The sequence below is a fragment of the Paenarthrobacter sp. NPDC091711 genome (genome assembly GCF_044756605.1).
Lineage (GTDB): Bacteria > Actinomycetota > Actinomycetes > Actinomycetales > Micrococcaceae > Arthrobacter.
This window is the reverse complement of the sequence record NZ_JBIVTF010000014.1, coordinates 73,139-85,112: the sequence shown is the minus strand read 5'-3', so window position 1 is coordinate 85,112 and position 11,974 is coordinate 73,139. Positions and strand designations below refer to the sequence as shown.

Below are 11,974 nucleotides of genomic sequence, written 5' to 3'. Positions count from 1 at the left end.
CTGCACTTCATGAGCGTTGATGACAAGAGTTCCAGCGTGGACCCGAGAATCCGGAGGACCGAACGGGCAGTCGTCGCGGCAGCCCGGGTCCTCTTCGAACGCCAGGGCTACGCCGCCACCACCATGAGCCAGATCGCACAGGAAGCCGACTGCGCCGAGCGGACCCTCTTCCTGCGATTCAGCAGCAAAGCAGAGTTACTCAAACGCGTCGTCGACCAGACGTTCCGGGGCCCGGTAGATGCGGGTCACCATGAATCAACGGGTCAGCGCGAAGTAGCGGCCGAACAGCCCGCTGGAGAGTCACTGGAATCCCGGCTCCGGGCATTCGCTGCAGGAGTGGCTGACACCATGATCCGCACCGGGCCGCTGTTTGCCGTCGCCCGTGAAGCTGAGGCCAGTGAGCCCCTGATTGCTGCCGCTTTCGACGCCGCCCGGCGGGATACCATCGCCGCCTCGCACCGCATGTGGGAGGGCCTTGCCCGCGACGGGCTGATCAGTGCCGACGTCGATGTTGCTTGGGTGGCAGACACCACCGGGCTGCTGGCGTCCGCCGACGCCTACCTCCTCATGAGGACTGCCATCGGCTGGGACCGGATCCAGCTGGAGGAATGGCTGCTCCGGACCTGGCTGCACTTTGCCAGCCCAAACGGACCGGGACCCGCCGCATAAGCCGGGGACCCGCCGTCGTACGCCCTTCAGCCGTGCGCCTCTTAACAGCCGTAGCCACCAACACCAAGGAGAGCGCCTTGGGGTTGGTGGCTACGGTGGGCGGCAAGCTGCCGCGAACTAACTGAATCGCTGTGCAGAAGTTGCAGGCAGTGAGTTCCTAAGCGGGAGTCAGGTCCTTGTCGCCTTTGCCGAAGACGGCGTCATCAATGGGCTGGCCGTCGAACGGCATCTCGTCCAGGTTGATGAGCGGGTTGGTGTCCTGCGTTGCTACGAGCTCGCGTGCTTCAGCCTGGGTGTCAACGCTGGGCATGGAGCCCGGCAGCGGACGCTGGGCGGATTCACGCAGGAAGTAGATGGCGATTGCGCCCACAATGGACGTTGCCATCAGGTAGTACGCCGGCATCATGTCATCGCCCGTGCCTTCGATGAGGCCCTGGACGATGAACGGCGTGGTTCCGCCGAAGATCGCCACCGAGAAGTTGTAAGCGATGCCCATTCCGCCGTAACGGCTGGACGTCGGGAACAAGGCCGGCAGGGCCGAGGCAAGGTTGGCGATGTAGAACGTTACCGGGAAAGCGATCAATGCGAGGCCTGCCAGTGTGGACCAGATCTCGCCGATACCGATCAGCATGAACGCCGGGATGGAGAAGACGATGGTGCTGCCTGCGCCAACCCACAGCACCGGACGGCGTCCGATGCGGTCGGACAACTTGCCCGTCAGCGGGATGCATACGGCCATGATCACCAGGACCGGGATGGTCAGCAAGGTGCCGTGGACGGGGTCGTAACCCTTGGAATCCGTGAGGTACGTGGGCATGTAGGAGGTCAGGGCGTAACCAACAGTGTTCGCAGCTGCTGCCAGGATCATGGCCAGCACGATCTGGCGCCAGTAGGCCTTGATGATGCCCACCGGGCCCTTCGCCACTGCAGCATCCTGCGATGCCGCATCCTTGGCAGAGGCTTCCTGGGCGTCCAGGGTTGCCTGGAACTGGGGGGATTCCTCAATCTTGCTACGGAAGTACACCGCGATGAGGCCCAGCGGACCAGCGATCAGGAACGGAATCCTCCAACCCCATTCCTCCATGGCTGCCTGTCCGAGCGTGAGCTGCAGGACCGAAACCAGGGCGGCGCCGAGGGCGAAGCCGATGTAGCTGCCCATATCCAGGAAGCTGGCGAAGTAGCCGCGGCGCTTGTCCGGGGCGTACTCGCTGACGAAGGTTGTGGCACCGGCGTACTCGCCACCGGTGGAGAAGCCCTGGATGAGCTTCAGGATCACCAGCAACGCGGCGGCCCAGATGCCGATCTGCGCGTAACCGGGAAGGAGGCCGACGGCGAACGTACTTGCCGCCATGATCATCAGTGTTGCTGCGAGAACCTTCTGGCGGCCAACCTTGTCGCCGAGCCAACCGAACACGACGCCACCGAGGGGGCGTGCGATGAAGGTTGCGGCGAAGGTGCCCAGAAGGAAGAGTGTTTGGACGGACTTGTCTGCTTCCGGCAGGAAGACAGGGCCCATGGTGGTGATGAGGTAGCCGAAAACACCGACGTCGTACCATTCCATGGTGTTGCCGACGATGGTGCCGCCGAGTGCTTTGCGCAGCATCGGCTTATTCACCACGTTGACGTCGGACTCTTTGAGCCGGCGCTTCGGGCGAAGCTTCGTTTTCTTCGTTGCGTTCTTTACTGCGTTTGCTGCGTTTGTGGCGGCCGGGGTGGGGCCTGCCATTACCTGGGTCCCGGTGGCGTTCCTTGCGCCATCCGGAGAGACGGTGTTGCTTTGGTCTGTGGGCATTTGGGCTTCTCCTAGGGAGGTCATTTGCTTGCGACTTCTGCTGCCCCGCTCTGGGCAGGGTTTCAATTTTACGCGTTTTGGACCAAAAACCCGAGTTGAGATCCGATTTTTGGCCCTAAAGAGGGTGCAAATTGCCTAGCTGTGTTGCATCTCATTGCCCGCTCTTGCCCCGCAGTCATGCGGATCCGGTCCCGTTTTTGCCCTCCAAAGCACGTTGTTACCAAATTGTTTAGCTGAGCCCACGTAACAGGGGCGAATCGGGCCTAAAAGCTGACGGATGAACGGTTCCCGGGCCGTAAGGGCTCCCGGGCTGCCACCACCGCAGTTGCATCCAATCCCTCGTCCGAGACCACCTGCGCAGACAGCCCCGCCTCGTCCAGGATCCCTGCCGTCGCCAGCGCCTGTTGCCCCGAAGTTTCGACTATAAGGAACCCACCCGGCGCCAACCACCGAGCCGCCCCCAGCGCTACCCGACGCTGAACCGCCAAACCGTCAGCACCGCCGTCGAGCGCTACCTTCGGCTCGTGGAGGCGTGCCTCCGGCGGCATCATTCCAATGGACTCCGTAGGGACATACGGCGCGTTTGCCAGCAGGACGTCCACTCTTCCGCGGAGTTCGAGGGGGAGTGCGTCATAGAGGTCGCCTTGGTGGACCCGCCCGCCCCGGGGCTCAACGTTGCGTCGCGCGCACTGAACTGCGGCGGGGTGGATGTCCGCGGCGTGCAGTTCACAGCTCCCCAAATGATCGCTCAGCGCGGCACCTATCGCTCCGGAACCGCAGCAGAGGTCCACGACGACGGCTCCGGGTTGGGCGATCATCGCCGCTTGGCGGACCAGGAACTCCGTGCGACGCCTGGGCACGAACACCCCTGGGCTGACGGTCATGCGCTTCCCGCAGAAATCCGCCCAGCCCACAATATGCTCCAAGGGAAGTCCGTGGCGGCGTTGGTCCACCATGCGCCGGAGCTCGTCCGGATGGCGGGCGGCGTCGATGAGGAGCCGGGCTTCGTCCTCCGCGAAAACACAGCCGGCGGCACGCAGGGTGGTGGCGATGGATGCGCTCCGGGTCACGTTTGCCATGCTATCCGAGGACTACTTCCGGTGCGGTTGGAATCCGGGTTCGAAGATGCTGCAGGTGAGGGGTTCACAAATCTGCCGGGACTTGGCTAGGGTATGAGTCATGGGAACACTGATTTTTGAGTAGACCGGCCTTTGCCCCGCGCGGCACAGCCGAGTTTAACCTGACAAAAATCCACGCCTGTTGAGGCCCTGCCTCCGTGCCGTTCCCGTTCTCGACGCCTTTTTCCCGAACCGCAACGACATGGGATACGTGTCTCTTCAGGACTCACACTTTTAGGAGTCCACATATGACTGCCAACCCTTCCGAAAACAAAAAGACCCCGGCCGCCGGTGGTATCAAGTCCAAGTTGACCGACGCCCAGAAGGCCATGCTGGCAAGCAAGTCCGGGGGCGGTGCTCCGGCCGGCTGGCAAAGCACCGGCAAGGGGCACAAGCCCACCTCCGCCAGCGGCAAGCAGGCCAAGACCGAGAAGAAAGTCCGCTGGTAAACCTGCGGAGAGGCACACTGAAATAAAGGCACACTGGAAAGGGAAAATCATGACTGCGAATCACGAGTCTGACCGCATCAATCCTGAGGTTGCAAGCCACTTGGTGGAGTCCATGGACATGGCGCCCATGCCCGAACCAACCACTGTCGCCGTTGCCTTGGGCGCTGATCAGAGCAAGCAATGGCCGGACGGGAACGGTAAACGCCGCCACCCGAAGGAACGCGATCAAGCCCATGGCCGCATGGGCCAGGGAGCAGCTGTGACGGCGATCCACAGGACCAGCCGCCCGCAGATGCCGCACTCCTCCTAGCGCCACCTCAACCAACCCCGCCAGAACCAACCCGCGTAGCCAGCCCAACTGAGTAGCAGTACAGGTCGTTTTGAGCGCTCAGAACGACTCGATCTGCTACTCAGTTGGGCTGGCTTACGTCGTCAGGGGACTTGTCCGGACGCCAGCCACGCCACACGGGATGCCGTAACCGCCCCGGGCCTGTCCATTCACCGAAAGTCACCTCGGCCACCAGGTCCGGGCTCACCCACGTGGCACCCGCCGCATCCTCCCGGGGAATGTCCGCGAAAGGCGACCCGCCCACCACCCGTGGCTCAAGATGCTCCATAATGTCCCGCAGTTGCCAGTCCTTGAAGCCGGTGCCAACCCGGCCCACGTAGTGCAGCTTGTCGCCGTCGGGGATGCCCAACAGCAACGCACCGAAAGTCCCGCTCCGGGCCCCAGCCCCGGGCCGCCAACCGCCCACCACCACTTCCTGGCTTTGCTCCAGTTTGAGCTTGATCCAGGACCTGCTGCGACGGCCGATCACATAACGGCTGTCTGCCTTCTTGGCCATGACGCCCTCCAGACCAAGCTCGGCTGCGCTGGTCATGAGGTCTTCCACGTCGTGGTCCAGGACTGCAGAGAGATGCACCGGTCCGTCTTTGCCCCAACGCCTTGCAAACCCGGACAGCCTCTCGCGGCGTTCGCGGAACGGCAGCCCACTCAGGTCCGTGCCGTCGTCGTACAGAAGATCGAAGACCATGAGCTGCACCGGAACCGATGCCCGGGCACGTTCGATGTCAGCGGTCTTGACCAGGTTCATGCGGAGCTGCAACCGCCCGAAATCAGGCCTGGACCCCTTACCGAGCGCCACGATTTCGCCATCCGCCACGAAGTCGCCCTCAGGCCAGCGCGCGCGGTCGGTCAACTCCGGATAGGTGGCCGTGAGGTCGTTCCCGTTGCGGCTCATCAGGCGGATCCTGCCCTCCGTGCCGGTGATGATCGCCCGGATTCCGTCCCATTTCAGCTCAAACAGCCAATCGTCGCCGCGGAGTTCTGCTGTAGTGCCGGAGGTGGCGAGCATGGGGGTGTAGTTGGGCATGGGCTGCGGCTGTGCCGAATCCGGTGTGGACGTGGGTGCCGCATTCTGGGGTGCCGCAGCTGGGCCACCCCGACGCCCGCCCGGCTGTTCCTTCATCAGGTGGATCAGCCAGTTCTGTCCCGTGTTGATGAGCGCGAAGCGTTTGGTGCCACCAAGCCCGCCGCCAGGCTCGCCCGTGAGGGTCGCGATCACTTCCTTGCCATCGCGCCATTTCTCGCAGGTGTATTCGCCGCGGTCCCAGATGCTGACCGTCCCTGCGCCGTACTCGCCCTTGGGAATGACGCCGGCAAAGGTGGCGTAGTCCATGGGGTGGTCTTCGGTGTGAACGGCCAGGTTGTTCCGCTCCGTCGTTTCAGGAACGCCGCGGGGGAGCGCCCAGGAGACCAGGACGCCTTCATGCTCCAGCCGGAAGTCCAGGTGGTAGCGGCGGGCGTGGTGCTCCTGGATGACGAAAATGCCGCCGGGTGGCGGCGGCTCGCCCGGCTGAGGCTGGTCTGAGGACGAGCGGTCGGCCGCGCCACCGGAAACAGCCGACGACGACGGGAACGGCTCCGGGGTTTTGTCCGGATCGCGCATCCCGACGTACTTGGCGAGACGGTTCTCGACTGTCACCACCCGCTCACGGGCGGTGCCCGTACTGCCGGTGCCCGTACCGCCCGCGCCAGGACCGCCGTCGTCCTTCTCATCCTCCCCGTGCGGCGGCAGGTGCCGTTCGGAAATCGGCGCGAAGTGGTCTTTGCCTGTCTTGACCCGTTTCATCACGGAAAGAAAGTCGAGGTGCTCCAACGAGGGGGAGGAGAGCTCCCGCCAGGTGCGGGGCGCGGCGACCGTAGGGTGGGCCTTTCCGCGCAGCGAATACGGGACGATGGTGGTCTTGTTCCCGCTGTTCTGGCTCCAGTCAACCAGCACCTTGCCGTGGCGGAGGGACTTCTTCATGTCACTGACCACCAACTCAGGGTGGTCGGATTCCAGGGCACGCGCGAGCTCGTGAGCGAAAGCGGACACTTGCTCGGACTTCAGTGTTCCGTCGAGGCCTGTGTAGAGGTGGATACCCTTGCTGCCGCTGGTGACAGGGACCGGCTCCATGCCCATGTCCTTAAGGATGGACCGGGCCAGCTTGGCTACTTCCACACACTCGGACAGGCCAGCGCCGGGGCCTGGATCGAGGTCCAGCACAAACCGATCGGGCCTGAGCGGCTTCCCGGAGGCGTCCACCTGCCACTGCGGAACGTGGATTTCCAAGGACGCGATCTGCGCCATCCAGGTGAGCGTGGCCAGGTTGTTGACCATGGGATACACATTGGCGTGGTCCGAATGCTGGATGGCGGCGCGGGGAATCCATTTGGGCGCGGAGTCCTCAAGGTTTTTCTGGAAGAAGACCTGCCCGGGGTGTTCGGCGGTGCCCACTCCGTTGACCCAGCGCTTGCGGGTGACAGGACGGTTGGCAGCGGCGGGGATGAGGAACGGTGCCACCGCGGCGTAGTATTCCAGCACTTCGGCCTTGGTGGTTCCGGTTTCCGGGTAGATGATTTTGCCCAGGTTGGTGAGCGTGAGCTCGTGGCCTTCCACGTTCACGCGCTCTTGTTGCTTGCCTGCCACCTCTTCTCCTCTGCTGTGTTGTGCTGTTGACTGGGTGCATGAGGGCCATTTGGAAGGGATCCATCGCGTTCGGTCTGGTCAACGTACCAGTGAAGCTCTATAGCGCCACAGAGGATCACGATATTGGCCTGCACCAAGTCCACAATAAGGACGGCGGCCGAATCCGGTACCAGCGGAAATGCGAAATTTGCAGCGAAGTTGTGGCTTATGAGGATATTGATAAGGCCTACGAGGAAGAGGGCCGCACCGTGGTCCTTACTGCGGCTGAATTGAAGTCATTGCCTGAGGAGAACAGCCGCGAAATCGAGGTGGTGGAGTTTATCCCCGCCGAGCAGTTGGACCCCATCATGTACGAGCGCAGCTATTTCCTGGAACCGGATTCCAAGTCGCCCAAGGCCTATATGTTGCTGCGGCAGACGCTTGAGGACACGGACAGGATCGCGATCGTCCAGTACGCGCTGCGGCAGAAGACCCGGCTGGGGGCGCTCCGCGTCCGTGAGGACGTGTTGTTGCTCCAGGCGCTCCTGTGGGGGGATGAGGTCCGCGAGGCCAAGTTCCCGTCCCTGGAGACGGATATCAAAATCTCGGACAAAGAACTGGAAATGTCATCCGCCCTGGTGGAGTCCATGGCGCACGACTTTGACCCCGATTCCTACACCGATGATTACCAAGCCCAACTGAAGACGTTGATCGAGGCCAAGCTGGAGAAGGGTGAGGCCCTGGACACCGAGGCCACCTTTGGTGTGGTGGAAGGGGAGGGCGAAGGCGGCGACGTCATCGACCTCATGGAAGCGCTGAAGCGCAGCCTGGACAAGAAACGCGGCAAGGAAAAAGCGGACGACGACGACGCTGCCGCCAGCAAAACGGCCAGCAAACCGAAGGCGCGGGCCAAGAAAAAGGCGTGAACCGGCGTCGTAATTCCATAAAAGCGGCGGCCGTCATGTGGGCGGCCGCCGCTTTTGTTTGGTTTTAGTGATTCCGCAACATGGAGATCAGTTCGGATTTCTTCTTATCTGAGTAGCCTTTGAGCCCTAGTTCCTTGGCGCGGGCCTTCAATTTGTCCACGGTCCAATCGTCGTAATCTCCTGACTTCCCTCCCTTGCTGCCTACTTCTTTGCGGCCCTTGGCTGCGGCGGCGTTGGAGATACGTGCGGCCTTCTCCTTGGAAGCGCCATCATCGCGAAGCTCTTCATAGAGCTTTGGGTCCTTCAAACTGGAATTCTTCTTTCCCGGCATGATGTGTTTCCTTTCCCTCTTTCGACGGGTCTCTACCTCTACTAGGCCCCGGTTTCGTAGTGTGGCTCCGCGACGGGTTTGGACTCCGGTGAACCACGCTCACGGAGGTATACAGAAGCTCCTACCAAGACGGCTACGGCCAGGAATTCGCTTTGCCAGTTCTGGAAGGACTCAAACCAGAACTGACTGGAAGCCATGTATTCCCAGGTGGAGACCTCGGGAAGGCCATGGCTCAGCTGCTCTTCGTTGTAGGCGGCCGTTCCACCAATGGCGTGCATGGCGAAGGACGCCAGGAACAACAGGCCCAACAGTCCAGAGAGTGAGTGCTCGTAAACCTTCAGGACCCACCCGCCGCGCCTGACCGGCCACGGGGTCTTGCTGGTCTTCTTGGCGTCGCGCGGATCTTCATCTTGCGGAGAGTCCTTATCCATGGTCTTGGACTCGGATGAACCCCTTTGGAACAGGAAAACCGTGAGGACCACGTACATGGCCATTTGCAGGAATTCCGACTCCCAATTCTCGAAGACGGCTTCCACGAAATGTCCTGTGGCGAGGTACTCCGGGATGCCGATGGGTGGTCCGCCGTGGCTTTGCTGCTCCTCGCTGTAGCTTGCTGCCCCGGAGATGATCATTCCGCCGAAGAACATGACGAACAAACCCAAATTCGCCAGCAACAGCCCGTGGTTCTTTATCCACTGAGCCATCGGCCCTCTTTTCACCGAGTCCTCATGGGCTTTGTTGGGGCGCAGCATCGCTCATTCTTCCTTGGGATCGCCGTTGCTGCGCATTCCTTGCCGCTGCAGCCAGACCGGCATTCCGACCACCAAAACCAGCAGCACCAGGACGATGAAACCGCCCGCCACCAATCCGGCGGTCCTGCCTGCAGTGACATCGAAGACCAGCGATGCCGAGCCGGTAATCAGGATGGTCACTCCGGCCAACGCCCACTTGGTGATGGTGTCTGCGCTGGAGACGAGCACATTTTTAAGTCCTCGTCTGAAGAGTCTGCGGTGCACACTGACGGGGAGCACAATCAGGACGGTGGTCAGGGCCGCCACCATCACGTTGAAGAGGTAGAGGCTCCGTTGCCAGTCGTCCAACTCTCCGAAGCGATCATGGAAGGGCAGCGTGAGCAGGAAGCCGCCCAGAATCTGGACGCCGGTCTGGAGCACCCGCAATTCCTGGATCAGTTCCATCCAGTTACGGTCCATGCGTTCCTCGGTGGACTCGTTCCTGCCGAATCTGGGGGCCTGCTCCGGCTCTACCATTCATGCACCTCCGCGGATTTGGTGGACGCCGGCGTTGCGCCGGACTACGGTCGGACTGTCAGCATTCCCCGGCGTCTGACCGGGGCCTCAACGGATTTCCAGGAGGAAGAAATGAGCCAGGACGAACATCGGGTGGACCCGGACCACGAGCCCGGCGGTTACGGAACGCCCACGCCAGAACAGGAAATGCCTGGTCAGGGTGATGAACGCGAGACGCCGGAACGGCCAGCTCCGGCAATACCTGACGCCCAGGGAGTACCTGAAGCCCCGGCTGACGAGTTTCCCACGCCCCGGAATCCGGATGCGGCCCCACCACCCTCGGCCACAGGAGGGGGCACGGACGGCAACTGATGATGCGGGAGGGCTGTTCACGCCGCACGTTCAATAGCGGGAACAGCCCTCCCGGCCTGTAAGTGCTTTGCCTGCCGATGGGTCCGGGTGGAGCAGGGCCGACTGCTTTATACCGTGTGGCCTCTGCGACCTGACATGAAGCTCAGCAACCAGCCGATGGCTGCGACAACGAGCAGGATGACGCCCACCCAGAGCAACCAGTTGAGGGCCTGGGTGAAGCCACCCACAATAAGGAGAACAATTGCTACTACACCAGCAATGATCAGAAGCGTATTCATGGTCAGCACATTCCTTTCCGGGGGCACCTTTGACGATTGTCGAGGATTCCCAACTATGCATTCCTACTTACTTCGATTTAGTTATGCCGGTACTCGGGGCCTTTTATGGCCCCAGGTGCCTTTGTCGCTGCAAAGTACAGGCCTTCGCCGAGGCGGCGGGAGTTCGCCAGTCGTGAACAGCAACACTCCTCATTGTACTACTAAGCACCCTTATGAAAGGCTTATGGAAGTCGTCATTTGATGATGGGGCGGTGTCGGAGCTTTTTCGCCGGCACGGATTTTCGCTCAGATGAATGTCCAAGAGAGGAACACATGAAAGCGTCACAGCAACTTGCAGACAACCTTCAGATCGTCCTGACAGACCTTATCGAGCTACAGCTCCAGGGGAAGCAGGCCCACTGGAACATCGTGGGACCGAACTTCCGGGACCTTCACCTGCAGTTGGACGAGCTCGTGGTGGCCACACGCGAGTTTGCGGACGATACTGCCGAGCGTATGCGGGCGCTCCACGCCCTTCCTGACGGCCGCAGTGCGACCATCGCCAAGGGTACGCGCCTGGAGGAATTCCCCGCCGGCCTGGTGAACACCAAGAACGCCGTCAAGCTGGTCACCGACCGCGTGGAACGCGCCGTCCAGACCATGCGCGACGTTCATGACGAAGTGGACGAGGAAGACCCCACGACGGCGGACCTGCTGCACGCCTTCATCTCCCGCCTGGAGCAGCTGGTGTGGATGATCAACGCGGAAATCATGAACGCCGGCGCTGCCGTGACGGACCCGGACGAAGCCTAGACGGCACCCGGACCCGGCTGCTTGCGAACAGGGCGGATAGACCGTGCCCAGGTTGAAACGGAGTGACCTCTCCAAGCCAGGCATCATCCGACGCAAGGTAGGGAAGGGATTCAGCTACCGCCACCCGGACGGAAGCTTGGTCAGCAAAGAGGATCGCCAGCGCATTAATGCGCTGGCGATCCCGCCTGCGTGGACCGATGTGTGGATCAGCCCCTTCGAGCATGGGCACATTCTCGCCACGGGTGTGGATGCTGCCGGACGGAGCCAATACATCTACCACCCGGGCTGGCGGGAGCGAAAGGACACCGAGAAGTTCATCCGCGCTGCCAAATTGGGATCTGTCCTGCCAGCGGTTCGCCGCAACGTGACCGTCCATCTGCAAGACGGCGCCGACCCCCGGCAACAGACCCTTGCTGCTGCAGTGCGGTTCATGGACCTGGGTGCCCTGCGCGTTGGCTCGGAGATTTACATGAAGCAGAACGGCTCCTACGGGCTCACCACGCTCCGCTGCCGCCACGCGAGGGTGGACGGGCCGGATGTCTTCCTGAAGTTCCCCGGCAAGAGCGGCCAGCTCTGGGATATGTCCATCCACGATCCCGCGCTGGCAGCGTTCCTGGAACCGTTGGCTGAGCGTCCGGGCAAGGAACGCCTGCTGGCGTACCAAGCCAACGGAACATGGGTGTCCGTCGATGCGTCCATGATCAACGAGTACCTGCGTGGAATCGCCGGAGAGGCGTACACGTCCAAGGATTTCCGGACGTGGAAGGGGACGGCCGCGGCGGCGCTCAGCCTGATCAAATCCGGCCACAAGGGAACGCCCCGCCAAGCGATTGTGCGGGCCATCAAGGAGACTTCGGAACTGTTGGGTAACACCCCTTCGGTGGCCCGCTCCTCCTACGTGGACCCCCGGATCATCGAGGGCTACCTGTCAGAAGAGCTCAAGGACGTGAAGCCCACCGAGGCATCGATTGCGGCTTACCTGAATGGCGGGCCGAAGGTCTAGGCCAGCCCTTCGGGCGATCTTGTCGTTTTTTTGAGTACACTCGTAC

The 11,974-nt window shown here is 62.0% G+C and carries 14 protein-coding genes; 7 read left to right on the top strand and 7 right to left on the bottom strand.

Annotation, left to right across the window (positions count from 1 at the left end):
* Positions 1-9 precede the first annotated feature (9 nt).
* The gene (locus ACIQH5_RS18210; protein WP_091327179.1) at positions 10-669 is read left to right on the top strand and encodes a TetR/AcrR family transcriptional regulator; all 660 of its coding nucleotides are present in this window, start codon (positions 10-12) and stop codon (positions 667-669) included.
* Positions 670-826: 157 nt separating this feature from the next.
* Here ACIQH5_RS18210 and ACIQH5_RS18205 read toward each other — a convergent pair whose 3' ends face one another.
* Together ACIQH5_RS18205 and ACIQH5_RS18200 are read right to left on the bottom strand one after the other, a co-directional pair.
* Positions 827-2,461: an MFS transporter gene (locus tag ACIQH5_RS18205; RefSeq protein WP_400406063.1), complete on the bottom strand. Its 1,635-nt coding sequence runs from the start codon at positions 2,459-2,461 to the stop codon at positions 827-829.
* A gap of 263 nt (positions 2,462-2,724) precedes the next feature.
* Positions 2,725-3,540, bottom strand: coding sequence for a putative protein N(5)-glutamine methyltransferase (locus tag ACIQH5_RS18200; protein ID WP_400406061.1), 816 nt, complete (start codon positions 3,538-3,540; stop codon positions 2,725-2,727).
* A 287-nt stretch (positions 3,541-3,827) separates the two neighbouring features.
* Between ACIQH5_RS18200 and ACIQH5_RS18195 the strand changes: the two genes are divergently transcribed.
* Both ACIQH5_RS18195 and ACIQH5_RS18190 read left to right on the top strand, forming a co-directional pair.
* Positions 3,828-4,028, top strand: a complete 201-nt coding sequence (locus ACIQH5_RS18195) for a hypothetical protein (RefSeq protein WP_062071080.1) — start codon at positions 3,828-3,830, stop codon at positions 4,026-4,028.
* 49 nt (positions 4,029-4,077) lie between these two features.
* Positions 4,078-4,338 carry a hypothetical protein gene (locus ACIQH5_RS18190; RefSeq protein ID WP_400406060.1) on the top strand — a complete coding sequence of 87 codons (261 nt, stop codon included), beginning with the start codon at positions 4,078-4,080 and terminating at the stop codon, positions 4,336-4,338.
* A gap of 100 nt (positions 4,339-4,438) precedes the next feature.
* On the opposite strand, the gene ACIQH5_RS18185 is transcribed toward ACIQH5_RS18190, so the two are convergent.
* Positions 4,439-7,000, bottom strand: coding sequence for an ATP-dependent DNA ligase (locus ACIQH5_RS18185; protein WP_400406058.1), 2,562 nt, complete (start codon positions 6,998-7,000; stop codon positions 4,439-4,441).
* A gap of 38 nt (positions 7,001-7,038) precedes the next feature.
* On the opposite strand from ACIQH5_RS18185, the gene ACIQH5_RS18180 reads away from it, so the two are divergent.
* Positions 7,039-7,905, top strand: coding sequence for a Ku protein (locus ACIQH5_RS18180; RefSeq protein ID WP_400406056.1), 867 nt, complete (start codon positions 7,039-7,041; stop codon positions 7,903-7,905).
* A 64-nt stretch (positions 7,906-7,969) separates the two neighbouring features.
* Here the strand turns inward: ACIQH5_RS18180 and ACIQH5_RS18175 are convergent, their stop codons facing one another.
* From ACIQH5_RS18175 to ACIQH5_RS18165, 3 genes are read right to left on the bottom strand one after another with little or no spacing between them, the layout of a single operon-like run.
* Positions 7,970-8,236, bottom strand: coding sequence for a Rho termination factor N-terminal domain-containing protein (locus ACIQH5_RS18175; RefSeq protein WP_400406054.1), 267 nt, complete (start codon positions 8,234-8,236; stop codon positions 7,970-7,972).
* Positions 8,237-8,277: 41 nt separating this feature from the next.
* The gene (locus ACIQH5_RS18170) at positions 8,278-8,940 is read right to left on the bottom strand and encodes a DUF6766 family protein (protein ID WP_400406052.1); all 663 of its coding nucleotides are present in this window, start codon (positions 8,938-8,940) and stop codon (positions 8,278-8,280) included.
* A gap of 51 nt (positions 8,941-8,991) precedes the next feature.
* Positions 8,992-9,504: a DUF6328 family protein gene (locus ACIQH5_RS18165; protein ID WP_400406050.1), complete on the bottom strand. Its 513-nt coding sequence runs from the start codon at positions 9,502-9,504 to the stop codon at positions 8,992-8,994.
* 111 nt (positions 9,505-9,615) lie between these two features.
* Here ACIQH5_RS18165 and ACIQH5_RS18160 point away from each other — a divergent pair, with 111 nt between their 5' ends.
* The gene (locus tag ACIQH5_RS18160) at positions 9,616-9,855 is read left to right on the top strand and encodes a hypothetical protein (RefSeq protein ID WP_400406048.1); all 240 of its coding nucleotides are present in this window, start codon (positions 9,616-9,618) and stop codon (positions 9,853-9,855) included.
* Positions 9,856-9,962: 107 nt separating this feature from the next.
* Here ACIQH5_RS18160 and ACIQH5_RS18155 read toward each other — a convergent pair whose 3' ends face one another.
* Positions 9,963-10,133 (bottom strand): DUF4175 domain-containing protein, encoded by a 171-nt coding sequence (locus tag ACIQH5_RS18155; protein WP_146116672.1) that lies wholly within the window; start codon positions 10,131-10,133, stop codon positions 9,963-9,965.
* 312 nt (positions 10,134-10,445) lie between these two features.
* Between ACIQH5_RS18155 and ACIQH5_RS18150 the strand changes: the two genes are divergently transcribed.
* Positions 10,446-10,925 carry a Dps family protein gene (locus ACIQH5_RS18150; RefSeq protein ID WP_024819119.1) on the top strand — a complete coding sequence of 160 codons (480 nt, stop codon included), beginning with the start codon at positions 10,446-10,448 and terminating at the stop codon, positions 10,923-10,925.
* Positions 10,926-10,968: 43 nt separating this feature from the next.
* Positions 10,969-11,928 (top strand): DNA topoisomerase IB, encoded by a 960-nt coding sequence (locus tag ACIQH5_RS18145; protein WP_400406046.1) that lies wholly within the window; start codon positions 10,969-10,971, stop codon positions 11,926-11,928.
* The last annotated feature ends 46 nt before the right edge of the window (positions 11,929-11,974 follow it).